Annotated in this window: 23 protein-coding genes; 17 read left to right on the top strand and 6 right to left on the bottom strand. The window is 48.9% G+C overall.

Going from position 1 to position 26,254, the window contains the following annotated elements; translation table 11 throughout:
- Positions 1-128: 128 nt before the first annotated feature.
- The 4 genes from BUB52_RS03930 (at position 129) to BUB52_RS03915 (ending at position 5,930) form a co-directional block, all read left to right on the top strand.
- The gene (locus tag BUB52_RS03930; RefSeq protein ID WP_009122692.1) at positions 129-2,075 is read left to right on the top strand and encodes a glycoside hydrolase family 97 protein; all 1,947 of its coding nucleotides are present in this window, start codon (positions 129-131) and stop codon (positions 2,073-2,075) included.
- Positions 2,076-2,203: 128 nt separating this feature from the next.
- Positions 2,204-3,853 (top strand): glycoside hydrolase family 43 protein, encoded by a 1,650-nt coding sequence (locus tag BUB52_RS03925; RefSeq protein WP_039950960.1) that lies wholly within the window; start codon positions 2,204-2,206, stop codon positions 3,851-3,853.
- Positions 3,854-3,869: 16 nt separating this feature from the next.
- Entirely contained in the window at positions 3,870-5,090 is a 1,221-nt protein-coding gene (locus BUB52_RS03920; RefSeq protein WP_039950959.1) for a glycoside hydrolase family 88 protein, read from the top strand.
- Between the two features lie 186 nt (positions 5,091-5,276).
- Entirely contained in the window at positions 5,277-5,930 is a 654-nt protein-coding gene (locus BUB52_RS03915; RefSeq protein ID WP_009122688.1) for a hypothetical protein, read from the top strand.
- Positions 5,931-5,955: 25 nt separating this feature from the next.
- On the opposite strand, the gene BUB52_RS03910 is transcribed toward BUB52_RS03915, so the two are convergent.
- The 4 genes from BUB52_RS03910 to BUB52_RS03895 all read right to left on the bottom strand — a co-directional run bounded on the left by BUB52_RS03910 (position 5,956) and on the right by BUB52_RS03895 (position 10,260).
- Entirely contained in the window at positions 5,956-6,966 is a 1,011-nt protein-coding gene (locus BUB52_RS03910; protein ID WP_009122687.1) for an AI-2E family transporter, read from the bottom strand.
- A gap of 76 nt (positions 6,967-7,042) precedes the next feature.
- Complete coding sequence (locus BUB52_RS03905) at positions 7,043-7,657, bottom strand: L-threonylcarbamoyladenylate synthase (RefSeq protein WP_009122686.1); 615 nt, start codon at positions 7,655-7,657, stop codon at positions 7,043-7,045.
- 62 nt (positions 7,658-7,719) lie between these two features.
- The gene (locus BUB52_RS03900) at positions 7,720-9,462 is read right to left on the bottom strand and encodes an ATP-dependent DNA helicase (RefSeq protein WP_009122685.1); all 1,743 of its coding nucleotides are present in this window, start codon (positions 9,460-9,462) and stop codon (positions 7,720-7,722) included.
- 3 nt (positions 9,463-9,465) lie between these two features.
- The gene (locus BUB52_RS03895) at positions 9,466-10,260 is read right to left on the bottom strand and encodes a Cof-type HAD-IIB family hydrolase (RefSeq protein WP_009122684.1); all 795 of its coding nucleotides are present in this window, start codon (positions 10,258-10,260) and stop codon (positions 9,466-9,468) included.
- 108 nt (positions 10,261-10,368) lie between these two features.
- Between BUB52_RS03895 and BUB52_RS03890 the strand changes: the two genes are divergently transcribed.
- The 12 genes from BUB52_RS03890 to BUB52_RS03835 all read left to right on the top strand — a co-directional run bounded on the left by BUB52_RS03890 (position 10,369) and on the right by BUB52_RS03835 (position 23,552).
- On the top strand, positions 10,369-11,262 hold the full coding sequence (locus tag BUB52_RS03890; protein ID WP_009122683.1) for a prenyltransferase: 894 nt from the start codon (positions 10,369-10,371) through the stop codon (positions 11,260-11,262).
- The gene (locus tag BUB52_RS03885; RefSeq protein ID WP_009122682.1) at positions 11,259-11,876 is read left to right on the top strand and encodes a CPBP family intramembrane glutamic endopeptidase; all 618 of its coding nucleotides are present in this window, start codon (positions 11,259-11,261) and stop codon (positions 11,874-11,876) included. Before BUB52_RS03890 ends, BUB52_RS03885 begins: the two co-directional genes overlap by 4 nt.
- Positions 11,877-11,891: 15 nt before the next feature.
- On the top strand, positions 11,892-13,088 hold the full coding sequence (locus tag BUB52_RS03880; protein WP_009122681.1) for a MalY/PatB family protein: 1,197 nt from the start codon (positions 11,892-11,894) through the stop codon (positions 13,086-13,088).
- A 138-nt stretch (positions 13,089-13,226) separates the two neighbouring features.
- A complete protein-coding gene (locus BUB52_RS03875) occupies positions 13,227-13,439 on the top strand; it encodes a type II toxin-antitoxin system antitoxin (protein WP_009122680.1) in 213 nt (70 codons plus the stop codon).
- A gap of 170 nt (positions 13,440-13,609) precedes the next feature.
- Positions 13,610-14,986 (top strand): porin, encoded by a 1,377-nt coding sequence (locus BUB52_RS03870; RefSeq protein ID WP_009122679.1) that lies wholly within the window; start codon positions 13,610-13,612, stop codon positions 14,984-14,986.
- 23 nt (positions 14,987-15,009) lie between these two features.
- Entirely contained in the window at positions 15,010-16,242 is a 1,233-nt protein-coding gene (locus tag BUB52_RS03865) for an imelysin family protein (RefSeq protein ID WP_009122678.1), read from the top strand.
- 105 nt (positions 16,243-16,347) lie between these two features.
- Positions 16,348-17,781 (top strand): di-heme oxidoredictase family protein, encoded by a 1,434-nt coding sequence (locus tag BUB52_RS03860; protein WP_009122677.1) that lies wholly within the window; start codon positions 16,348-16,350, stop codon positions 17,779-17,781.
- A gap of 42 nt (positions 17,782-17,823) precedes the next feature.
- A complete protein-coding gene (locus tag BUB52_RS03855; protein WP_009122676.1) occupies positions 17,824-19,035 on the top strand; it encodes a porin in 1,212 nt (403 codons plus the stop codon).
- Between the two features lie 23 nt (positions 19,036-19,058).
- Positions 19,059-19,763 carry a hypothetical protein gene (locus BUB52_RS03850; protein WP_009122675.1) on the top strand — a complete coding sequence of 235 codons (705 nt, stop codon included), beginning with the start codon at positions 19,059-19,061 and terminating at the stop codon, positions 19,761-19,763.
- Between the two features lie 33 nt (positions 19,764-19,796).
- Entirely contained in the window at positions 19,797-20,945 is a 1,149-nt protein-coding gene (locus tag BUB52_RS03845; RefSeq protein ID WP_009122674.1) for a Rid family hydrolase, read from the top strand.
- An 11-nt stretch (positions 20,946-20,956) separates the two neighbouring features.
- Positions 20,957-23,020, top strand: coding sequence for a cytochrome c biogenesis protein CcsA (gene ccsA, locus BUB52_RS03840; protein WP_009122673.1), 2,064 nt, complete (start codon positions 20,957-20,959; stop codon positions 23,018-23,020).
- Between the two features lie 205 nt (positions 23,021-23,225).
- On the top strand, positions 23,226-23,552 hold the full coding sequence (locus BUB52_RS03835) for a hypothetical protein (protein WP_009122671.1): 327 nt from the start codon (positions 23,226-23,228) through the stop codon (positions 23,550-23,552).
- On the opposite strand, the gene BUB52_RS03830 is transcribed toward BUB52_RS03835, so the two are convergent.
- On the bottom strand, positions 23,536-24,150 hold the full coding sequence (locus BUB52_RS03830; protein ID WP_009122670.1) for a response regulator transcription factor: 615 nt from the start codon (positions 24,148-24,150) through the stop codon (positions 23,536-23,538). The genes BUB52_RS03835 and BUB52_RS03830 overlap by 17 nt on opposite strands.
- Positions 24,140-24,844 carry a hemerythrin domain-containing protein gene (locus BUB52_RS03825; protein WP_009122669.1) on the bottom strand — a complete coding sequence of 235 codons (705 nt, stop codon included), beginning with the start codon at positions 24,842-24,844 and terminating at the stop codon, positions 24,140-24,142. The genes BUB52_RS03830 and BUB52_RS03825 overlap by 11 nt, the downstream gene beginning before the upstream one ends.
- Before the next feature lie 156 nt (positions 24,845-25,000).
- On the opposite strand from BUB52_RS03825, the gene BUB52_RS03820 reads away from it, so the two are divergent.
- Positions 25,001-26,239 (top strand): carcinine hydrolase/isopenicillin-N N-acyltransferase family protein, encoded by a 1,239-nt coding sequence (locus BUB52_RS03820; protein ID WP_009122667.1) that lies wholly within the window; start codon positions 25,001-25,003, stop codon positions 26,237-26,239.
- Positions 26,240-26,254 lie beyond the last annotated feature (15 nt).

Raw genomic sequence — 26,254 nt, 5'->3', positions numbered from 1 at the left:
GGATGCTCATGATATAGCGATAATATGAAATATTAAGTAAATACGTATAAGTAGCTTATACTATCTGTCATTCAGAGACTCTTGATACAAATAAAGTTCAACACTTACTTAAAGATACACTTGCAGTAATGAATAAAATAATAGGATTTCTATTAGGTACATTCGTATATGCCGCTTTTATGTTTGCGGGTAATGCCCGGGAATTGAGACTAACCTCTCCGGGCGGTATACAGGAAATAAGTTTCTATCAAAAGCAGACTGCTCCCGCCGTCAACGGTTTGTTTTATCAGGTCTCTTTCAAGGGACAATCCGTTATAGAAGAATCGTGTGCCGGGTTGGAACTGGATAACCGCATCTGGGAAATGGCATTGGGACAGCGCAAGCTTATACAGCCCGCCTGTTGGATGGACAACCTTGAAGTAGACTCTGTAACTTATACACCGACAGCGGATAATATCTGGAAACCTCTTTACGGTGAACGTAGCGAAGTGCGCGACCATTATAACGCGGCGACACTCCATCTTTCCAAGAAAGACGGTTCTTTGTATCGTCTTGATATAGAAGTGCGCGCTTATGACGAAGGGGTTGCCTTCCGTTATTTCTTTCCCGAACACCCCCGTGCTACATTTCACAAAGTAGTGGGTGATTTGACGGAATATACCTTGCCTGCCGGTACGAAAGCATGGTCGGAACAATGGGCGCAGGCTTTCTTTGAATATCTGGATATCAATGAGCTGAAGCGTCCCGTAGAACGTGCCCTGACGTTGGAATTGCCCGGCGGCCTGTGGACCGCATTGCTGGATGCCGATGCGGACGATTGGTGCCTTACCAAATATCAGGCTTCGGCAGTGAAAAAGAATACGCTGACTTCCGTGATGTATAGCCCGGTAGATGTAGTGACTTACTACGCTACTCCGTGGAAAGTGATAATGACCGCTGAGAAACCGGGAGATTTGTTGGAACATAACGATATTATCCAAAATCTGAACCCGCCCTGTGAAATAGCGGATGCCGCCGAGTGGGTGAGACCGGGTACTATCATGCGCGAAACAACCATCAGCACCGAAGGGGCTGTCGCAACGATTGACTTCTGCGCCGAACATAACATTCCTTACATGCTTTTCGACTGGCTGTGGTATTTGCCGTGTACTTCGCACGACGGAGACGCTACCAAAGTGGTAGATAAATTGGATATGCCGCGTGTGGTGGCTTACGGAAAGGAAAAAGGGGTTGGTGTTTGGGTGTACGTCAACCAGCATGCCTTGATGAAGCAGGCGCGTGAACTCTTTCCGATACTTCGGGAATGGGGTATTGTAGGCGTGAAGTCCGGTTTTGTACAGTATGCCAGCCACCGCTGGGCTACGTGGTTGCACGACCTGGTTCGTCTGGCTGCCGAAAATCATCTGATGATGAATATACACGATGAGTACCGCCCGTCCGGCTTCAGTCGCACGTATCCCAATCTTCTTACTCAGGAAGGTATTTGCGGAAATGAGGAGTTTCCGGATGCTACACACAATGTAACGTTGCCTTTTACCCGTATGATAAACGGTGCGGCGGATTATACAATCTGTTATTTCGACAAGCGTTTGAAAACAACACACGCGCATCAGTTGGCGGCATCATTGGTGTTTTACAGTCCGTTGCAAACAATCTTCTGGTATGATAAACCCTCTTTCTATCATGGCGAACCGGAAGTAGAGTGGTTTGAAAACTTGCAAACGGTCTTTGATGATACGAAAGTATTGGACGGAACACCGGGTAAGAATATCACAATGGCCCGTCGAAAGGGGCAGGAATGGTTCTTGGCGGCTATGACGAATAACGACGGTTCAAAAGAGAATGTATCGCTCTCTTTCCTCGATAAGGGCAAGACTTACCTTGCGTATATCTATACGGATGGCGGGAAAGAAGTCAAGACCCGTACGCAGGTGAAGTGCTCGTATCTGCTGACGGATGCTTCTAAAGTGATGAAGTTCGATTTAAAACCAAGTGGCGGAGCTGCCGTCCGTTTTGTGCCCGTAAGTAAGGATGAAGCCAAGAAATACAAGAAATATAAGGGGGAAGTATTATAAAACTTCACTTTGTGTTGAGTAATCGGTATGGTTTGTTCGTATTGGTAAATGAATGTTTTAAGTAAAATAGGGTATAAATACGATAAGGTGATTGAAGTATTGTTTCCGGGATGTTTATTAATTGTAAGATGAAAAGATTAACGCTGATTATTGGCATGTTATGTACCGTCTGTTTGCAGGCGGAAGCGCAATACGTATCCGAGGTATGGGTGTCGGATCAGGGTAACGGTACTTATAGAAATCCGGTATTGCATGCCGATTACTCCGACCCTGATGTTTGTGCGGCCGGTGATGATTTTTATATGACCGCTTCCAGCTTCGGATGTACGCCGGGGCTGCCTATTCTCCATTCTAAGGATTTGGTGAATTGGCGTATTATCAATTATGCCTTGAAGGAGCTGGAGCCGAAAGAGTTTTATAATTCCACCCGCCACGGTAAGGGAGTGTGGGCTCCGTCCATACGTTACCATAAAGGGGAATTTTACATCTATTGGGGCGACCCGGATTTCGGCATCTTCATGGTAAAGACAAAAGACCCTGCCGGCGAATGGGAGAAACCCGTACTTGTGAAAGCCGGTAAAGGAATGATAGACCCTGCGCCGCTGTGGGATGAGGACGGACAGATTTATCTGGTACATGCCTGGGCCGGCAGTCGCTCGAAGATGAACAGTATTGTGGTGGTATGCGGGATGAATGCGGAAGGTACACAGGTTATCGGTAATCCGGTACTCGTTTATGACGGGAACGACGGAGTGAACCATACGGTAGAAGGACCGAAGCTCTATAAACGCAACGGTTATTATTATATTTTCGCTCCTGCAGGCGGTGTGGCTACGGGTTGGCAGTTGGTGTTGCGCTCGCGTAACATATACGGGCCGTACGAGTCGAAAATCGTGATGGCGCAGGGCAAGACGAATATTAACGGCCCCCACCAGGGAGCGTGGGTAGATACCGGTAAAGGGGAATCGTGGTTTGTTCATTTTCAAGATAAAGCGATGTACGGACGTGTGATTCACCTGAACCCGATGGCTTGGGTGAATGACTGGCCGGTAATCGGTGCGGATAAAGACGGTGACGGTTGCGGTGAACCGGTTACCGTTTACAGGAAACCGGATGTAGGCGGGACTTATCCCGTGGAAACTCCTGCGGAAAGCGACGAGTTTAATACCCGCCGACTGGGATTGCAATGGGAGTGGCACGCTAATTATCAGGATACTTTCGGCTTTACCTCGGATTTAGGCTTTGTCCGTATCTACGGGCATGTGCTTTCGGAGAATTTCGTGAATTTCTGGGAAGTGCCTAATCTGTTGTTGCAGAAGTTTCCGGCGGAAAGATTCACGGCTACCGCCAAACTGAAAGTATCCGCCAAAATGGACGGACAGCAATCGGGACTTATCGTAATGGGCTGGGATTACAGCTATATCGGTGTGGAAAAGGTAGGTGAACTGTTTGTATTGAAACAAGCCGTTTGTAAAGATGCCGAGCAGAATGCGCCGGAAACGATTGTCCGTCTGGCGGAAATTCCGGCAAGCCGAATTTATGAAGCCGGCCTGTATCCCAATTATGAAAGGGAAATCTACCTGAGGGTAAAAGTGGAGAAAGGCGGTGTCTGCCGCTTCTCTTATAGTTTGGACGGCAAGCTGTATACAGTTGCCGGGAGTCCTTTTACTGCCCGTCAGGGAAAATGGATAGGGGCTAAGGTCGGACTGTTCAGTACGGCTCCTTACGGTAAAGAACGCGGTTGGGTGGATGCCGACTGGTTCCATGTTGAGAAATAAAAGAATAAAATCGGATATGAAGACAAAAACTCTGTTGGCAGCTCTGGGCGTCTGCCTGTTATCTGCCTGTACTACTACGGAAAATAAGTTTCATGTTGGCGAGGCACTGGATTATTGTAATCGTCAGGTGGAGCGTACATTAAGTCGGTTGCATGACACGAATGGTGTGGTGGATTACACTATGATGCCCCGCAATATACTGAACGGTCAAAACGATTGGAACTGCCGTAAGGCAACGAAAGAAGAGTGGTGCGCCGGTTTTTGGCCCGGTGTGCTGTGGTATGATTACGAATATAGCGGTGACAAGCGGATAAAAGAGGAAGCGGAGAAATTTACCTCTTCATTGGAGTTCCTTTCCAGAACCCCCGCATTCGACCATGACTTGGGTTTCCTTATTTTTTGCAGTTACGGCAACGGCTATCGCCTGACGCAAAATCCGGTTTACAAGCAAGTGATTTTGGATACGGCGGATACATTGGCCACACTGTTCAAACCGCAGGTAGGCACAATGCTGTCATGGCCCCGCAATGTAGAGCTGTTTGGCGGACACAACACAATCATGGATAATATGATAAATCTGGAAATGCTGTTTTGGGCGGCAAAGAATGGCGGAAATCCTTATCTGGCGGATATTGCCATTTCTCATGCCGATAAAACGATGAAGTATCATTTCCGGCCTGATTATACTTCTTATCATGTAGCCGTTTACGATACGCTGACCGGCGATTTCATCAAGGGAGTTACCCATCAGGGATATGCCGATAACAGCATGTGGGCGCGCGGCCAGGCTTGGGCTGTCTATGGATATACGGTAGTGTATCGTGAAACCAAAGACTGCCGTTATCTGGATTTTGTGCAGAAGGTGACCGATGTGTATTTGAAGAATCTGCCCGAAGACTATGTTCCCTACTGGGATTTCAATGACCCCGCCATACCCGATGCTCCCCGTGACGCTTCTGCCGCCTGTGTAGTGGCTTCCGCATTGCTGGAACTTTCCACCTACTTGCCCGGTGATAAGGGAGAACGGTATAGAGATGCGGCGATAAAAATGCTAACGAGCCTGAGTACGGATAACTATCAGTGCGGTGAAGCAAGTCCGGCATTCTTGCTCCATTCCACAGGACACCGGCCGGCCAATTCGGAAATAGATGCTTCCATCATTTATGCGGATTACTATTATATAGAGGCATTGTTACGTTTGAAGAGATTGCAGGAAGGGAAGCCTGTCATAGGCTGACGTGTAATCCGTGCCTAAAAAATCATCAAGTGTATTTTGACACACTTTCTTTATTGCTTTTAAGAGACGAACGAAACTTGTTCTCGAGGGTATAAAATGGATAGTGAAACAGGGGTTGTTTTGATTATCTTATTTGATATATCTTTCTTTATTTGTATTTTCGTGCGCCTTAATGAATAATTATATATGGAAAGTACAGAATACACTTTGGATGGATTATTGTGTCAGTCTATCTTGCTCTTTCATCAGTCGCGGTTTTACGATACGTGCCGTGAGTCTGAAACAGAGGCGTTTCAGCTGCTGGAACAAGCGCGGCTGGTAATGCGGGACACCCAAAGCTGTGTTGATATGGCCAAATGGGGATGTACTTTCGAATGTCTCGCCCAGAAATATTATATAAATGGTGATACGGATGGGGTTTTGGAAGAGATAGATACCGCCTTGGCTTCTTTCTGGAAGAGAATAGAAGCGTCCCGTGTGGAAACGTTCGCCGTTTATTTGTGGTTGGGGTATTATTTTTTATTGCGTTTCAGGAACGGGGCTTCAAACTCTCGCGGGCGTTGTAAGCGGGTGATGTCCGATATATTATCGTATCTGACGGAGACTTTCCGTAAGGTCAGGAAGAAGCCGGCCTTAATGAATACTCTGCCTGATTTCTCGGCGGATGTATGGGGAGAAACTGTTTATTGGGTAGAGGTGGTTCATGGTTCCTGCCTTTGTGAAAAGCAGGCGGCCGCTTTATTGAAATTGCTGTACGACTTCAAGCAAATGGAACTTACCCGGGATAAAGTCGAGCAGGATATGCTGCTTCAACGGATTCTGGAGTTTTACAGTTTCTGATGCGTATATCTTAATTATGACCGCTTTACCTTTCTCCGTCCAGATATCCTTTTTTGAACATATTGACAAAGAGAAAGAATAAGGAAAGTAGTAACGGACCGAAAATGACACCCATAAATCCAAAAAGAGAGAGACCGATGACTACTCCGAAAATGGTGATAAGCGGATGGATATCCGCCATCTTCTTCTGAATGATAAAACGTATCAGGTTATCGAGCTGGGAGATAACGAGGGCGCCGAAGATTGCCAATCCGATCGCTTGGAACCAATTACCGATCAGTGCCATGTATATGGCTATGGGAACCCATATCAGTGCCGTACCTACCATGGGAACGACGCTGGCAAAACCTGTCAGAAATCCCGAGAATAAAATATTGGGGGCACCGAATATCCAATAACCGATCATGGCCACTCCACCTTGTATAATGGCGAGCAAAGGTATGCCGATGGCATTGGAACGGACAATCATATTGATTTCATGCACTACATCCTGCGTGTTGGCCTCATTGAAGGGAAGAAGCTCGTTGACATATCGCTCCATTTTCTTTCCACCCATCAACATGAAGTAGAGAACAAAAACCAATACGAACATATTGACGGCAAAGCTGCTGATACCGCCCATTAGCGTTTGCCCGATGCGTGGCAGGGATGAAATGATGAATGAAAGGCTGTCTCCGCCTAATACGTTATATCCGGTTTTGGCCTTAATAACGGCGGCGGCTTCTTCAAACGGGGCGATGATGGCTTGCGGATCGAGATTGATGTTTTGCAGGTTTATTACAGCCAGCCATACTACCAACGCCAAAGGAACGAGGAAGCATAAAATAGCTTCTGCCGTAATGATGGTGGCGGCTATGCTGCGTTTCATCTTTCGTTTTTCGGACAGATAAATCATCTGGCGTCTGACCAGTATATAAATAGTCAACGCTCCTAATAAACCTCCCAAGAAAGGCGTGATTTGTCTGAAGAGGATAATCCCCAGTCCGATGATAATGGTAATCAGCGAATATTTCCAGTATTGCTCTTTTGTACTCATAAAGTGTATTGTTTCTTTGGAAAAGAAACATCATAAGAGCCGGAAAAGTTTTGCAAAGTATACGGGAGACTGCATTTTATCCTTCATCCAGCCGGCCTTTTCCCTGGCGTACGATTTCCGCCTCGCCATTAGTGCAGTTTACTATTGTAGAACCCTCTATGCCGCCTATACCGCCGTCGATGACCAAGTCTACGATATTACCGAATTTCTCGTCAATCAGTTCGGGGTCGGTACAATATTCAATGTCTTCATTTTCATCGTAAGGGAGTGTGGTAGTCATGATGGGAGCGTCCAGCAGGCGTGCCAGTTCCTGGATAATCGGGTTGTCGGGCATGCGGATTCCTACTTCCTTGCGGTTACGAAATATCTTCGGCAGGCGGACGGTGCCGTTTAAGATAAAAGTGAAAGCGCCCGGCAGGTTGCGTTTCATTAATTTGAACGTGTTGTTATCGAATTTGGCATATTCGCTGATACTGCTCAAATCGTAGCAGATAATGGACAGATTGTTCTTCTTCGGGTCAATGTTCTTGAGCTGGCAGATACGTTCTATTGCACGTTCTTTTAATCCGTGGCAGCCGATGGCATACATGGTATCGGTAGGATAGATAATGATTCCGCCGTCGTTCAGAATATCGATTACCTGTTGCAAATCCGCCGGATTGTTGTTTCTTTTATAAAGTTTCAGAAGCATAGGGCTATGGGATTATAAGTTGGATGTAAAAGTACTCGTTAATATTCTCAAAAGCAAGAGAATCATCTTTTTAGCATCTCTTTCTCTAATTTTTTAATCTTCTTCCATGCCTCTTTGAACTTGGGGCAGAGAGCAACGGCCTTTTCATAATTCTTCATGGCGGCTTCCTTCATATCCAGTTTAAGGCATTCGTCACCCATGATGATGTATTCACGGGCATACTTCACCAGCGACTTTTCTTTCTCTACGGCAGCCTGTTTCAGCGCGCGGTTCTCTTCACGCAATTGATTGATGATATTCAATTTCTTGCGGATAAGACGCTGCACAACGGGCTTTTCAATGTCGTAGCGGGAATGGATGGCTTTAAAGAACTCGTTGAGGAAAGTCTCAAAATCCCCTTTGTCGAACGCTTTGGCAGCAGCTGCATATTGCACGTCCGCCTGCGCTTGTTTCAGGGCGCGGTCGATGGCCTGACGGTTGTTGAAACGTTCGGCAAATCCTGTAATTTCGGGGCGTACGAATACGTCGGCGCGACTGATAGGCTTCCTCAGTTGTATTCCTTCCAGAGACGTACATCGGCTGAGTGCTACGTACGCTTGTCCTCCGGCAAACACTCCTCCGGTGAAGTCGATAACTACCCGGCTGAACGTCAGCCCCTGACTTTTATGAACAGTGATGGCCCATGCCAATCGTACGGGATACTGGGTGAAAGTTCCTAATTCCTCTTCCTCAATCTGTTTCTTTTCTTCATTGTATTTATAGCGGATATTCCGCCATGATTCCCGTTTCACGTCACATTCCTTACCATCGTCCGTAATGACGTAGAGCGTCTCTTCAATGGGGTCAAAACCGCTGACAATCCCGATGGTGCCGTTTACCCACCGGCGGTCGAAATCATTCTTGATGAAAATGATTTGCGCGCCCGGTTTGAGTACCAGTTCCTGTGAAGTGGGAAGACTGCTTTCAGGGAAATCACCCATGATTTCTCCATGAAATGTTACAGGGTCTCCCGGCAGTTCGGCGAGTTTCTTATCGTTGATATAGTCCACGTTGTCACGGCGGGTGGCGAGGGTGATGTACATATCGGCTTCAGACTGCTCTATCTGTGTGCCGTAACGGGTGTTGAGCAGTTGCAGGTCGGCAGCGCCCACCGTATTGTTTCGTATGTGGTCCAGTACGCTGACAAAAACTTTGTCGGTTTGGCGATAGACGGTCTGCAATTCAATGGAGACGAGGTCTATCTGGTTGAAGACCCTTGCGGAGAAAAAATAGGGGGTGGGATAGAAACGGTTCAGTATTTCCCGTTCGTCTCCCTTCACTACCGGTTCCAGCTGAAAGACGTCACCTACCAATAGAAGTTGTTTCCCGCCGAAAGGTTCCCGCAGATTACGTGAATAGACACGTAAAATACGGTCGACGGCATCGATGATGTCCGCCCGCACCATAGAAATCTCGTCAATGATAACCAGCTCCAGCTCCTCAAGCAGCTTGCGATGCGGCTTGGTATATTTAAAGAATTCGTGGATGCGTCCCCGCTGCAGGCTGAAATTGGGATCATCGGGCAGCAGAGGATAAAAAGGCAGCTTGAAGAAACTGTGCAATGTACTCCCGCCCGCATTGATGGCGGCAATTCCCGTAGGAGCCAACACTACATGCTTTTTCTTGGTATGCCCGCAGATATACCGGAGAAAGGTGGATTTGCCCGTACCCGCTTTCCCCGTCAGAAAAACGGACTGGCGGGTGTACTGTATGAGGTTCAAAGCATCTTGAAACTCCTTGTTTTGGGTATCGGGTACGAACGGCATGATTCAACTCTCGATTATCCCGTACCGCTTTAGCGCATTGGCTATGCCATTGTCATCAACGCTCGTGGTGACATAATCGGCCACGGCTTTTACGTCGTCTTTGGCATTGCCCATAGCCACTCCGATACCTGCATGGCGCAACATGCTGATGTCGTTTCCACCGTCGCCGAAAGCCATTGTTTCTTCCAGGCGAATGTTGAAATGCCGGATTATCTCATCGATGCCGTGTTGTTTGGTATTTCCTTTGGCGGTAACGTCTACAAATGCCGGATGCCAGCGTCCCATTTCGCAGTTGGGAATGGAGGGTAATACGGTTTGTTCCTCTTCGATGGTGATAAAGGGTGTCAGCTGGTAATATTCCTTGTCTGAATGATCGCTTGTATAAGGCTTTGACGCGATAGGGTCCGTTTTGAGTTGATGGTTGAATATCTCCGTTACGATCTCGTCGGGCTGGTTTACGCAAATATCGTGTTCGCCTACCAGTATGCAGGGGATATTGCGTTCGTGGCAGAAACTTGCCAGCGCATCCACTTCGGCTGCCGGAACGGGGCTTTTGTAGATGACGGTATCGTCCACAAAACAATAGGCGCCGTTCATGGTGATGTAGCCGTCTATCAGTTTCCGTTCCTGCAGGGCGGCGAGGTTGTTGATGATGACACGCGGACGTCCGGTGGAAATGAATATCTGTATGCCTTTGGCTTTAGCGGCTTCCAGCGCTTCAATGGTGGAAACGGGAATTTGGTGAGTCTTGAAGCTCACCAGCGTACCGTCAATGTCAAAAAACAGAGCTTTAATCATATGGGTCTCTTTTAAATTGGTTGGCAAATTTACTCAAAAGCGAAGATATTTCGTACTTTTGCACACAATTTTGTTCAGCGCATTTAAAATCAAAAACTCGAATATATAATGAAGAAACATTCTTTTAAAGACTGGATGATAGCCGTGCGTCCGTGGTCGTTCCCCGCTTCGGCCATGCCGGTGGTGGTGACGCTGGCCTATCTGTTTTGGATGAAGGAAGATATAAATTGGGCGAACGGTATATGGGCTTTGTTGAACATCGTCGTTTTCCATGCGGCCGGAAACACTTGGAGCGATTATTTCGATTATAAACAAGGGGTTGATATGAAAGATACGTTCGGCGCGAAAACGTTGACGGATAAGATGTTTACTCCTAAGGAAATATATCGTTTGTCGTTAGTCCTGCTTTTGGCGGCTCTTGCCGGAGGTCTCGGATTATTGTGGCGTACAGGTTTCCCTCTGCTGTATATCGGTTTGGGCGGTGCGGCGTGCGCGCTTCTATATCCGCCGCTGAAGTACAACGCGTTGGGAGACGTCGTTATCTTTATGGCTTACGCTTTCTTGCCCACTTTGGGGACTGCCTATGTCTCTACCGGAGTATTTCTGTGGGACGTTCTGTGGATAGCGATTCCCGTAGGGTTGATTACGGTGGCCATCCTGCACGCCAACAATACCCGCGATATGCAGACCGACGCCCGGGCGAGCATCAAGACTTTGGCAATGGAATTGGGTGGAAGGACATCCGTGATTCTCTATTGCGCGGAGATACTGTTTCCTTTCGGTTGGGTTGCCGGTTGCGTAGCAGCCGGAACTTTTCCTTTATGGACGTTGTTAGTCTTGCTTGTGCTGGTTCCTGCCGTCGGCAATGTCCGGGTCATGTCCCGGTTTTCGGGAAAGGGTGTTGCCGCCATCGCCAATCTGGATGAGATGACGGCAAAGCTCCAGTTATTGTTTAGTTTGGTATTCGCTTTATCATTTGTCATAGCCGGTTTATTCGTATGAAAAGATTAGTTTTTACTATTATATTGGCCGCTGTTTTGTGGACCGTCATGTTTTCGCCGTGGACGGCTCCTGCCGTTAATTTCTGGTGGATGATGACCGGTTCCGCACTGACCTTATCCGTATTTGCCACCCTGTTCAGCCCCGGATGGTGGCGTGAGGTGAAATGGAGTACTTCCAATGTCCTGCTGGGCGTCGGTATCGCCGTTGCTTTATGGATGATTTTCTGGGTGGGAGATAAGGTTTCCGCTTGGATGTTCGACTTTGCCCGTCCGCAGGTAGATTCCATTTACGGTATGAAAGAAGGCGAGTCTCCCTGGTTGCTGGCTGCCTTGATGCTGGTCTTGATAGGGCCTGCGGAAGAAATCTTCTGGCGGGGATACGTGCAACGCACGCTTTCCGAACGTTGGAAGAATCCCGATACGGGGTTTGCGGCGGCTACGGCCTTGTACGCGCTGGTACATGCCGGCTCTTGCAATTTCATGCTTATCATGGCGGCATTGGTGGCAGGTGTGGTTTGGGGAGCGCTTTACCGTTTCTTCCCGAATCGGTTTGCCGCCATTATCCTGTCGCATTCTTTGTGGGATGTGGCTGTTTTTATCTTTTTCCCTATTTAAAACAACTTGAACCTTATGAAGTATAATTTTGATGAAGTGATCGAACGCCGCGGTACGGACTCCGTAAAGTGGGACGGCGTGGAGAATGTATGGGGGCGTAGCGATTTGCTTCCCATGTGGGTGGCCGATATGGATTTCCGTACGCCGCCTTTTGTAATGGCCGCTTTGCGCAGACGTCTCGACCATGCGGTTTTGGGATATACCTTCGCCTGTGAAGAGTGGTATACCTCTATTTGCCATTGGTTGCACAGGCGTCACCAATGGGATATCACGCGTGATATGCTGACGTTTGTGCCCGGTATTGTGCGTGGACAAGCCTTTGCCTTGCAATGCTTTACCAAGCCGGGCGATAAGGTGATGGTAATGACTCCGGTATACCATCCTTTCTTTTTGGTGACCGAACGTATGGGACGTGAAGTCGTTTACTCTCCGCTTGATTTGCATAACGGGCATTATCACATTAATTTCGAGCGTTTCGCTAAGGACATTCAAGGGTGCAGGGCGCTTATTCTTTGTAATCCTCATAATCCCGGCGGGCGTGTCTGGACAACCGGGGAGTTGCGCCGGATAGCGGATATCTGTCAAGAGAACGGGACTATGGTAATTTCCGACGAGATACATGCCGACCTCACTTTGCCGCCCCATAAGCATCATCCTTTCGCCACCGTATCCGAGGCGGCCGCGCAGAATTCCCTTACCTTTATGGCTCCCAGCAAAGCTTTTAATATGCCGGGCTTGGGCAGTTCCTACGCCATAGCGGTAAACGAAGATATTCGCCGCCGTTTCCGGGACTTTATGGAGGCGGGCGAGTTCTGCGAAGGACATTTGCTGGCCTATATCGGCGCTGCGGCAGCCTATACGCATGGAGAAGAATGGCTGGAGCAGATGCTCGGATACGTACAAGGCAATATAGACTTTACGGAGAATTATCTGAAGGAGCATATCCCGGGTATCGGTATGATACGTCCCCAGGCCTCTTACCTGATTTTCTTGGATTGTCGCGCATTAGGCCTGCCGCAAGAGGAACTGGTAAAGTTTTTTGTGGAAAAAGCCCGTTTGGCATTGAACGACGGCACAATGTTCGGTAAGCCGGGAGAAGGGTTTATGCGATTGAATATCGGTTGCCCCCGTTCTGTTCTGGAAAGAGCCTTGCGGCAGTTGGCCGTGGCGGTTAAGGAAGTAAGAAGCGCGGCAAAAAAGACAGTCCCCTAAACTTTCCGAAGAAGTTATTGTTAATTTATAAGGAAGAGAAGAGACGGCGTTCGGTAATCTACCGGGAGTACTTTGTACCGATAAAGCTGTAAATCCTGTGAACATACGCAGGATATGAATCATTAATAAAGTATATAAGTGACTAAAAAAGAGACTTTAACGAAAAGCTTTGTCTTACGTGTGGATGCTGTGACAATGGATGCTATCGAGAAATGGGCAGCCGATGAGTTCCGTAGTACCAATGGACAGCTTCAGTGGATTATAGCCGAGGCTCTTCGTAAAAACGGACGGGTCAAAAAGAATAAGTCCGCTCCTCATCTCGATTTGGAAACACAAGAATGTGAAGATTAAACGGTTATCTTGATAGTTAATCCCTATTGCGGAATGCGATAGGGATTTTTTTTGTTTGGATAAGACCTACCTAATTGTTGTTATCCCGTCTTTTAGTAATACTCTGTTTTAGGTATTGTTACCATTTTTAACTACCCCTACCTTTGTCCCAACAAAAATTAAGATAAAAGATGAGAAAATTAACGAGCTTATTAGCATTGTGTTTTTTAGTATCGGCCAATGCTTTATGGGCAGGGGAGCCCGATGAAGCGAGCGCGAAAAGCGAGACTGCCGAGAGTATGCTGAAGAAAGAAAAGACAAGCACTTCGGATGATGACAGCTACAAGAAATTCCGTTTCGGCGGATATGGAGAAATGGTAGCCAGTTTTAAGGATTACGGCATCAACCGTTTCTTTGGCGGCAATAGAGGAAATTCGGACGACCACCGTAATACGATCGCCATCCCGCGTTTCGTATTGGCATTCGATTATAAGTTCAATTCCAAGTGGATACTGGGGGCTGAAATAGAATTTGAATCCGGCGGTACAGGTACGGCCGTAGAGCTGGAGAACTCCGAGAATGGAGAGTACGAAACGGAAATAGAGAAAGGCGGTGAGGTCGCTTTGGAGCAATTCCATATTACACGCCTGATACATCCTGCTTTTAATGTCCGTGCCGGACATATGATTGTGCCCGTCGGACTTACCAATGCGCATCACGAGCCCATTAACTTTTTCGGAACCTACCGTCCGGAAGGCGAAACCACCATTCTTCCTTCCACCTGGCACGAAACGGGTATCGAGTTCTTCGGTACTTTCGGTAAGGGATATGCCACATTCGATTATCAGGCGTTGATTGTAACGGGTCTGAATGCGAACGGTTTCGACCGTAATAACTGGGTTGCAGGTGGAAAGCAGGGCTTCTTCGAGGTTGATAACTTTACCTCTCCCGCTTATGTCGCCCGTCTGGATTATAGGGGAGTACCGGGTTTGCGTATAGGCGGTTCTTTCTATTATTGCGTCAATACGGCGTCCAATTCCGATAAAGTAGCCACGTATGCGGGAGTAAAAGCGCCGTTGCGCATTTATACCGTCGACGGTCAGTATAAGAACAAGTATGTGACGGCCCGTACGAACTTTGTGTTTGGCAACCTGACGGGGGCTACCGCTATCAGCAATAAGAATAAAGGTTTGTCCAATTCCTCTCCTTATACCCGTGTGGTACAAGTGGCCAAGAAAGCCGTGAGCTATGCCGGTGAGGTCGGTGTCAATCTCCGTTCTATTTGCAACGGCAATAAGAAAGTGCCTGTCATCTATCCGTTTGCCCGTTATGAATACTACAATCCTCAGGAAGCGGGAGAAAAAGGCCAGCTTCCCATGGACAAGAGAAATCAGGTGAGCATGTGGACTGCCGGCCTGAACTGGTACGCATTGCCCAATCTGGTGGTGAAGGCCGATTACATGACCCGCCAGATAGGTACAGGCAAGGTATTCGGCAAAGGCAAATACAATAGCGAAAACGAATTTTCCATCGGTATCGCCTATGTCGGTTGGTTTATAAAGAAATAATATATTAATCTCAAATAATAACGATGAAAATGAAAAAGTATTTTTTGTATGTTGCAGCTTGCATGCTGTCTTTGGGCGGAATGATGTCCGCATGTAGTGATGACGATGATCCTTCTAATGGAAATGGTAATGGCGCTGTGGAAGAAATCGACATTACCAAAGATAACGCTTCCAACTGGTACAGCTACATGATTAACGTGGCTAATCTGTTGAAAGAAGACGCCACAACGCTTTACAATGACTGGAAAACCAGCTATAACGGAGGAGAATCCTATGCTTCGATTTTTATCAATCATAATAATTCGGCTTACTTTGGTACTGCCAATAACTGTGTCCAGCAGATTATCGAAGGTTGCTGGGATATTGCCAATGAGGTAGGCGATGCGAAAATCGGCGACCCTTACGATTTGTATGTGGACGGAAAGACACAAGACGCTTTGTATGCGGTGGAATCTTGGTTTAGCTGGCATTCCCGTGAGGACTATTCCAATAATATCATTTCCATTTACAGCGCGATTTGCGGTACGCGAGATGTAAGGGTGAATAACGATGTGATGGATTTGGCGAACTCTGCAATTGCCGCGAACTCCCTTTATAATGTAATTAAAGTCAACGATGAAAAGCTGGCGAACGATACCCGTGAAGCCATCAAGAAAGCCCATGATGCCATTCTGGCTATTCCCGCTCCTTTCCGTAGCCATATCAACAGTGCGGAAGCATTGGCAGCCCAACAGGCTTGCGCGGATTTGGCAGACCTTTTGGATAAGAGGTTACACCCTGAAATCGCGCAAAAGGAAGACGTATATAATGATGCCGTTCTGAATGAAGTCGTAAAAACTTATGTAAATGACGTGGTACTTCCTACTTACCTGGATTTGAAAGACGAAGTGGCCGTATTGTTGGAGAAAGTAAGCGCGTTGCAGAAGAACCCGACCGATGCGAACTTTAAGGCTGCCGCAGCCCAATGGATTGTAGCCCGCAAGCCGTGGGAAACAAGTGAGGCGTTCCTGTTCGGCCCCGTAGCCGATAAGGGTTTGGACCCCAATATGGATAGCTGGCCGTTGGATGCGGATGCGATTGTCAACATCCTGAATTCGGGAGACTTCACCAAATTGCAATGGAACGGCGAGTTCATTACCGATGAGAACGGTGACCCGGTAGAGAGCATTGCGTCCGCTCAGAATGTCCGTGGCTTCCATACATTGGAATTCCTTCTTTTCAAGGATGGCGATCCTCGTACGGCACCGGCTGAATAAGTCCCGGATATGACCGTGTGGGCAAATAAGTAAAGGAGTGCCTTGCCGTCTCCTTTACTTATTTGTTGTGTTCTGATATTTTGTGTAAAATAAACTCTGTTGCTTATGAGATATTTAGAAAAGCGTTTGTTTCCGTTGTTGCTTGGTTCGTTGCTTTGCTGTGCTTGTGAGGGCGATACTTATGATATATTGGATATAGAAGTGCCGGGCGGTTATGAATTGTCCGCCGGTACCGCCACTGTATTTATGCGTTCTTCCAAGGCTTATGACACTCCGGCCAACTGGGTGACGGGAGCCTATAACTCACGTTTCAATAACGGAGACGGACTTTACGACGATGTCCGTACCAGCACTAACGGAACGGGCGGCGGTTTGGGCCCTGTCTATGCCGGATATTCCTGCGGCAGTTGCCATCATAACGCAGGCCGTACACGTCCTACGTTGTGGAGCGAGGGAGGATCGGGCAGTAGCGGTTTCTCTTCCATGCTGATATACATCACCCGCAAGAACGGCGCTTTCTTTCCCAATTACGGGCGTGTGCTTCACGACCAGTCCATTTATGGCGTAAAGGCGGAAGGAAAGCTGAAAGTGGAATATACTTATGAGGATTTTAAGTTTCCCGACGGTACTCCTTATCAGCTTGCCAAGCCCACTTATACGATAACGGACTGGTATGCGGAAGAAATAAAACCGGAAGATTTGTTCTGTACGGTTCGTATCCCCCTGCGGCATGTGGGAATGGGACAGATGATGGCGCTCGACCCGAAAGAGATTGAGGCGCTTGCCGCCAAAAGCAATTACCCCGAATACGGCATTAGCGGACGCTGTAATTACATTATGGAGAAAGGCGTGAAAAGTTTGGGACTGTCGGGCAACAAGGCCCAGCATGCAGACCTGACCGTGGAACTGGGCTTCTCCAGCGATTTGGGAGTGACCAACAGCCGTTATCCGGAGGAAATCTGTGAAGGGCAATTGCAAATGGAGCAGGGCAGCATGATGGGGCTGTCCTACGACCAGCTGGATGTATCGGCGGAGGATATGGAGGACGTAGACCTCTATATGCAATGTCTGGGTGTGCCGGCCCGCCGCAATGTGGATGACGAACAGGTTATCAAAGGAGAGCAGAAGTTCTATGAAGCCAAATGCCACCTTTGCCATGTCACCACCTTGCATACCAAGCCGCGCGGCAGTTCTTTGTTGATAGGGACGCAGCTCCCGTGGCTGGGCGGCCAGACCATTCATCCGTATTCGGATTTCCTGCTCCACGATATGGGTTCGGAAATTATGGGTGTGGGATTGAACGACAACTATGTCAGCGGTCTGGCGCGCGGCAACGAATGGCGTACCACCCCGTTGTGGGGCATCGGCTTGCAGGAGATTGTCAACGGACATACCTATTTCCTGCACGACGGCCGCGCCCGCAATCTGGTTGAGGCCATTATGTGGCACGGCGGCGAGGCGGAGGCTTCCAAGAATCTGTTTAAGAATATGAATAAGGAAGACCGTGACGCGCTGATTGCATTTATCAATTCACTATAATAACAAGTTACACAGTATTTAAATAAGAAACGATATAATCGTATGAAGAAATTAATATTATTGGCTTCGCTTGCCGCTATGCCGTTGATGGCAATGGCACAGCACGAAGAAGATACGGAGAATGGCGTGGTGTCGTTGGCCGGAAGGGAAGGCTTTACTATTTCCAGCAAGAAAGGCGACTTTGTTTTCAAACCCTATTTGCTGGTACAGACGAGCGCCAATCTGAACTGGTATGATGATGAAGGCCTGGACAAGGCCTACAATCAGGATAACTTCGCCAATTCCGGTTTCTCAGTGCCTTATGCGGTGTTGGGTTTTACGGGTAAGGCTTTCGGGAAGGTATCTTTCAACCTTTCCATCAATGCGGCGGCCAGCGGCGGCGCTTTGTTGCAGCAGGCCTGGTTCGACGTGCAGTTCAAGAAGCAGCTGGCATTGCGTGTAGGTAAGTTCAAGACGCCTTTCTCGCATGCCTACCTGACTACGTTGGGCGAGACATTGCTGCCGCAGTTGCCTGTCTCGCTGACCTCTTCCGTCATCATGCCTTATTCGCTGAACGCCGTTACTCCGAACATGGCTACCGGCTTTGACCTGGGCGTGGAGCTGCACGGATTGGTAGGCGAGAAGTTCGGCTATGAGGTCGGCTTGTTCAACGGTACGGGAATCTCCGTGAATACGGCTTCAAAAACTATCAGTGACGACTGGCACATACCTTCTTTGCTTTATGCGGGCCGTCTGACTTATATGCCTAAGGGAGTGATGCCTTCCACGCAAGGCAACCCGAACCGCCTGAATGAAGACAAGATGCTTTTCGGCCTGTCCGGTTCTATCAATGTGGAGAGCGAGAATGAGAGTACGAACGATACGCGCGTCGGTTTGGAGTTTGCCATGTTGAAGAACAAGCTCTATCTGGCTGCCGAGGCGTACTATATGAATGTGGGATTCACCAAGCGGCAGAAGATTGACGAGACGTATCATTATTTGGGCGGTTATGTGCAGGGCGGTTATTTTGTGGCTCCCCGTGTTCAGGTGGCCGCGCGCTACGACTTCTTCAACCGTAACGGTACCGGTGACGACGGCTTCCTGAATATGCCGGCCGTGGGCATGAATTACTTCTTCAAGGGTTGCAACCTGAAGCTGCAGGCTATGTATCAGTATATAGCCCGTTGGGGACATGACACGCAGCTCGACCGCGATAATGATAACCTGGGTCTGGCTACGCATTCCGCTACCGTTTTGCTGCAATACACATTCTAACAGATTGAAGAAAGGATTTATCTATGAAGAACTATATTCTTTTCTTATCGCTGTTCATGTTCGTTTTCGCCTCTTGCGACGATGGCAGGCTCTATCAGGACAGGCTCATTGTGCCGGAAGAAGGGCGTGTGGTGAAGCTGCACGTGAATATGAGCGGAGTGGATACATGGCCGGACGGCTATACGGTGGTTCTTGCGGGTTTCAATGACGACAAGGAGTATTCGCTGATAGCAAAGTCCATCCCGAACAACGGGGATGTGGACATGGTAATGGCGGGTATAGGCGAAGACGTCACCTCCATCGAGCTTTGCGTGACGAACCGTATCCGTGAACATGTCTATTCCTTTTACACACAGGACTTCTCGACAGTAGATGCCGATACCACCCGGGTGGATGCCGGAACAATCGATGCCGGCATGTTCAATGCCATTCAGCAGGGTATTTTTATTGGTAAGTCGTGTGTGGGTTGTCATGGAACCAGTACGACCGCGGCCGCCGATTTGGATTTGAAAGAGGGTGTCAGTTATAACGACCTGGTGAACCGTCCGTCCGTCATAATGCCCGAATGGATGCGTGTCAATCCGGGCAATTCCGGTGAAAGCATGTTGTATCAGATACTTTCTTCCCCTGTCAGCAAGGAGTGGGGACACGATCATTCGCAGGAAATAGAATCGTCTATAACGCTGGATATGCTTAAAGACTGGATAGACTCCGGCGCCAAAGAATAACTTCTATCAACAACAACGAAAAAAGATATTGTCATGAACAATAAACAACAAAAGCAAACAGAAAAGACCTCAACTGAAATCTTTAAATATAATGTGGAAAACGGTGTTTCGGAATATCATGTGATGATTCATGCGTGCTGTCCGGAAGATACATACGAGCAGCAGCTGAACGCGGTCGTGAATGCCTACTTCACCTTGCTCGAAGGGGAGCTTCATGGCGCCGTTGCCGTTTTCAAGCGTTATTTCCTGAGCGATGCCGCCAACCAGTCGGATATGCTGCTGGCGCTTACCACCGAGAGTTCGGACTGCGCGCTTTCCATCGTGGAGCAGCCGCCGTTGAACGGTACTAAAATAGCCTTGTGGGCATACCTGCAGTCCGGAGTACAGACAAGAGTGCTTCACAACGGGCTGTTTGAGGTGAAGCATGGCGCTTACCGCCATCTTTGGAGCGGCAATGCCTTCAATCGTGCGGCCAACTCCGAATATCAAACCCGCCTGTTGCTGAATGACTACGTGATGCAGCTAATGGAACAGGGATGCAAATTGGCGGACAACTGTATCCGTACCTGGTTCTTCGTGCAGAACGTAGACGTGAACTATGCCGGCGTGGTGAAGGCCCGCAACGAAGTGTTTGTTACGCAAAACCTGACGGAGAAGACGCATTACATATCGAGTACCGGTATCGGCGGCCGCCATGCCGATCCGAAAGTGTCGGTGCAGATGGACGCGTATGCGGTCGACGGGATAAAGCCCGGACAGATTCATTTCCTGTATGCGCCTACGCATCTGAACCCCACTTATGAGTATGGCGTCAGTTTTGAGCGCGGCACGTATGTGGATTACGGCGACCGCCGGCAGGTCTTTATCTCCGGTACGGCAAGCATCAATAATAAAGGCGAGGTGGTGCATCCGGGAAACATCCGCAGGCAAACCGAACGTATGTGGGAAAATGTGGAGGCTCTCCTGAAGGAAGCCGGCTGCACATTCGCCGACCTGGGGCAGATGATTGTATACCTGCGCGATATGGCGGACTATGCCGTAGTGAAAGAGATGTACGACAAGCGTTTCCCCGCTACCCCCAAAGTGTTTGTCCACGCGCCGGTGTGCCGTCCGGGCTGGCTGATAGAAATGGAGTGCATGGGCGTGAAGAGGCTTGAGAATACAGAGTATGCCCCTTTCTAAAAGAGCGACCGATGTTTTGTAATTTGAAACGATTGTTTGTAAGTGTATATATCTGTCTCGTATGCTTGCTTGCCATAGCTACATTTTTGGAGCAGGCGTACGGGACGGATTTTATAGAAAAGCATATATATCATTCTTTTTGGTTTTGTTGTGTCTGGGGGATTCTGGCCGTTGCGGCTATGATGGCATCAGCCGGAAAGCGGTTGCGGAAATTTCTCCCTGCGTTGTTGTTGCATGGCTCCTTCCTCGTGATTTTGGCGGGAGCCATGATTACGTTTGCCGGCGGCCGGAAAGGATATGTACATCTTATTGCAGGGAACAAGGTAAGCAGCTTTGTGGAGCAGGAGAGCGGGCGGGAGATAGATTTGCCCTTTACATTGCTTTTGGACAGCTTTCGGGTGGAATACTATCCCGGTACGGAAGCTCCCGCGGACTATATCAGTCATATCCGCGTATTACGGCCGGGGCAGGGGGCGGACAGCTCCTCTTGCAGCCGCACCGTTTCCATGAACCGTATCTTGTCCGAACAGGGTTTCCGTTTCTATCAGTCGTCTTTCGACGAAGACAGGCAGGGCAGTTGGCTGACGGTGAACCATGACCCTTGGGGTATAGGAATTACCTATGCGGGATACATCCTGTTGGGCATCTCTATGATTGGGATGCTTTTCGGCCGCAGGGGGGAATTCCGCAGGCTGATGAACCATCCGTTGCTTAAAAAGGGGAGCGTGTTCTGCCTTCTGCTGTTGGCGGGAAGCATGCAGGTGCAGGGACGGACGCTTCCGGCCTTGAGCATCAGGCAGGCGGACAGCCTGGCTTCCGAACAGGTTATTTACCATGACAGGGTGGTGCCCTTCAATACGCTTGCCCGTGATTTCGTGATGAAACTGACGGGACGGCCGTCTTATGCGGGGTTAACTCCCGAACAGGTTATCGGCGGCTGGTTGCTGCGTCCGGAAGTGTGGCAGTACGAACCGATGATTTACATTAAGAACCGGGAACTATGCCGCCTGTTGAACCTGAAAACGTCTTACGCTTCTGTGGCCGACTTGTTTGACGGACAGCGGTACCGCTTGCAGGACTTCTGGCAGGGCGGGCGGGAAACCGGCCGGAAAATGTCTCCTCTGGAAAAGGCAATCGTGGAAACGGACGAAAAGGTGGGATTGATTCTGATGCTTCAAAAGGGTACCTTGATTCGCCCTCTGCCGAAAGACGGCGGCGTAAAGCCGCTGCCATCGCCGAAGGTACGCGCGGAGCTTATCTACAACCGTATTCCTTTCAGCAAATGCCTGTTCATGTTCAATCTGACGGTCGGTTTGCTGGCATTCTTCCATCTGGTATATTGCGGCCTGCGCCATTCTTCGGAGCGGAGCGCTTTGTCACGCCGGATAAACCGTTTGTTTGTGGCGGCGCTTTATGCGGCATTCCTTTTCCAGCTCTTCGGATATGGTCTGCGCTGGTATGTGGGCGGGCGTATTCCGTTGAGCAACGGATATGAGACGATGCAGTTTATGGCCTTGTGCACGCTGCTGCTGGCGTGCTTGTTTCGCCGCAGGTTTCCGTTTACGGTTCCTTTCGGCTTTCTGCTTTCGGGATTTGCGTTGCTCGTCGCCCATTTGGGGCAGATGAATCCGCAGATTACTCCTTTGATGCCTGTACTTGTGTCTCCCTGGCTCAGCATGCACGTTTCACTGATAATGATGTCCTATGCGCTGTTCGCCTTTATGATGCTGAACGGAATACTTGCTTTGTGTATTCGCAGGCACGGGAAGATGCTGATGCTCCTCAGCCGTCTCCTGCTTTATCCGGCGAATTTCTTCCTGGGCGCGGGTATCTTTATGGGGGCTGTCTGGGCCAACGTGTCGTGGGGGCGGTATTGGGCATGGGACCCCAAAGAGGTTTGGGCGCTGATTACGTTCCTTGTGTACGGAATGGCGTTTCATGCGAAGAGCCTGCCCGCATTCCGCAGGCCGTTGTTCTTTCACATCTATATGATTGCGGCCTTTCTTACGGTGTTGATGACCTATTTCGGAGTGAATTACATCCTGGGCGGCATGCACAGCTATGCAAACGCGTGATTGAAACGATGGTGTTACCTATTTATAATGACTGGCGTTCTTTATTATACCTATATCGGGTGATTGCGGCATTGGGCGCGATGCCGTATCTTTGCAACATCAGATTTAAAGAATGAATTAGTTAGTCATAATTACGTAACCACTTTTATGAAGATAAAAGGATCCCCGCTTTCCGATGTGATATCGTGAAGCGGGGATTTGCTTTATGGCGGACGAAGCGGAGATACCTGCCGGAGTGAAGATAGGGAGAAGGCCGTCAGGGGTGCTTGCCAAAACGGCCGGAGTTGCCCGGGAAAGGGTGCTAAGGTACGGAATAAGCTTTATCTTCAGCTTAAAGATGTACATCTTCAGGGTAAAGATGCGTATCTCTACGCTGAAGATATGTATCTTTAGGCTGGAGATGAAGCTCGGTCGGCAGGCCGGCATGCTTTTCTCCTGGGGGAAGACGGGGTTGGAAAGGGACTCGGGGTTCTTCTTTCGCGGCAGGTTGTACGGAAGAAAGGTTGACAGGGAATTTATAAGGTGTCTTTAATATCGCTCAGTTCCACCAGCTTGTTCACAATGGCGTAGATGGTGAGGCCTGCGGGAGAGTGTATTTGCAGTTTGCGCGCAATGTTGCGGCGGTGGGTAATGACGGTATGGATGGACAGATACAGTTTGTCGGCAATCGCCTTGTTGGTCATTCCTTTTACGACGCAAGTGATGATTTCCTTTTCGCGTTGGCTGAGCGTTTCCTGTTCGCTGTCTTTTTCATCTTCCTCTTCGGTATGGAGAAGGCGGTTGATTTTTGCGGTGATTACTTCGATATCGTCACAGATGGCGATGCTTTCGTCATACTCTTTCAGAGCGTTGTTGTCGATGACGGAACATACCAATGCGATGTATTTGATGCTGTTTCTGGTATGGTCTGTCTTGAAGGAAGGCAGGTCGAACCAGCCGCCGAAAGTCGGATTTACGATTACAATGTCGGGAGTGTGCAGATGGATATAGTTCTGCAATGCTTCCGGTGACGACACCTCGATGGGGTGCGCGTTCAGGTTGGGAATGCGTTTGAGTACTGCCGCAAGACCACTTCGTACAATGACCGAAGTTTCCGCAACAACTATTTTCAAAGAAATATTATTGTTCATCTTTCAGTCTTTTTTCTATTTGTGCTACGGCGGGAACAAACATATAGTCTTCTACCTGGCAATGTGACGCGAGGTCTTGTTCACAGTTGAAGATGTCGAACAGGACGGCGTTCAGAAGATTATTGTTTTCTTTTTCCGGATAGTACTTGATGATGATATTTTTCAGTTCTTTCAGTTTGGTGTCTATCTGGTTGTGCTTGCTGGCAAAAGTGGCGATGTTGTATTCGTCGGACAGCCTGCCTTGCAGCAATTGCTCTACGTACGTAAAGACGGCCTCGTTTTCGTATTCCATGTGGCGGCGCACTTCTTTGGCGTATTCGTCAAAGAATTTGAGGATGAGGTAGGCCACGTCATTATCTCTGGAGCAGTCTATGGCCTCTATCAGTTTGCGGCGCATGGCAGGCAGGTTGAAGTCGAGAAAGTAGGCGTGCGCGCGTTTCAGATAATCCATAAGCGCCGGAATAGAGAATGAATCATCATCCGCGCTGTAAGAGTATTGCTCCTCGCTGATGAAATTGGCTACGGCGAGAAAAGTGCGGTAGTCTACATTCTGGGCTTCACAGACGTCCTTTACGCTCTTGTCTCCGAATCCAAGCGACAAACCGAAGCGGCTCATCACCATTAATAAGGAGTAGTTATCGCAGATGAGGTCGCTCATCTTGTCCGTTGCCCGGTATTTATGTTGTTCATTCATTGTAAGTTATTCCTTTCTACTCTATGTTTCGGGCGCAAAGTAACGGCTTTTCTTCGAGAACTGCAATCGCTATTTGTAGGTATTTTGAACGGTATGGCGTACTAATCCGGATTGATTTTTTATCTTTGTCGAAACTAACGGTAAAACTTCTTTGCTATGAAACGGACTTTATTCGCTCTGATTGCTGTCGTTATATCTTTGGGAAGCGCCGGACCGCTTTCCGCCTGTACATCTGCCGTAATCTCCGGCAAGGTTACTCCCGACGGACGCCCCTTGCTGTGGAAGAACCGCGATACGGACTTTCCGCAAAACAGCGTGAGATATTTCTCCGGCGGGCGCTATCCGTTTGTAGCCGTTGTCAACAGTGTGGAAGATAATCCGACGGATGTGTGGATAGGTACGAACGCCGCGGGGTTCTCCGTTATGAATACGCAGTCTTATAACTTGGTCGAGGTGAAACCCGGCGAGGAGCGTGGAGAGGCCAACGGACGGGTAATGCGGCGTGCGTTGGAAGTGTGCGCTACGGTGAAGGATTTCCGTCAATTTCTCGATACGCTGTCCAAGCCCAGCCTGATAGAAGCTAACTTCGGTGTAATTGATGCCGAAGGGGGTGCCGCCATGTTCGAGGTGGATTATCATAAGTATGTGATGTACGATGCCAACGACCCTAAGGATGCGCCTTGCGGGTATATTGCACGTACCAACTTCTCTTTCTCAGGCAAGGTGAACGAGGGGGCGGGCTATGTCCGCTTCATGCAGGAGGATAAGCTGCTGATGCCGGCTTCGGCTACGGGACAGATTACGCCGCAATGGATATTCAGGGAACTTTCCCGCTCTTTCGCCAATCCGCTTTTGGGAATCGACCTGAAAAGCGGGGATTTCAACCGTCCTAAGACAACGGGGTGGTTTGTAGACCAGGATTTCATTGCGCGCGGCAGTACGGCCAGCTCGGTTGTGGTGCAGGGAGTGAAAAAGGGTGAACGTCCCGAGCTCACTACGATGTGGACTGTCCTGGGGTATCCGCCCACCGGAGTGGCAATGCCCGTCTGGGTGAAAGGGGCGGATAAGGCTTTGCCGAGGCTTCTGCTCCGCGACGAAGCGGAGAAAGTATCTCCTTTGGGCAATTGGTCGGTGATACTGGCGGGAGATGTTTTCTCTTACGGGCAAGGTATGGGCAGCGACCGCTATATGAATTGGGAAAGGCTTTACAATGCCGATAAGAACGGATATATGCAGTTGCTGGCTCCGGTGGAGGATGAGGTGTTCCGGCGTGCCGGGACGGTGTTGAAAGAATGGCGCAAGAGAGGCAGGGCGGATATGAAAGCGATGCGGTCGCTCTACAATGAGCTGGATGCCTTTGTTGAAACCCGGTATGCGGAATTATTCGAACTTTAATTATTTATATTGATT

Origin of the sequence: Bacteroides clarus YIT 12056 (assembly GCF_900129655.1) — a bacterium.
GTDB lineage: Bacteria > Bacteroidota > Bacteroidia > Bacteroidales > Bacteroidaceae > Bacteroides > Bacteroides clarus.
Note: the sequence above shows the minus strand (reverse complement) of the source record. Positions and strands in the feature narration are given on the sequence as shown.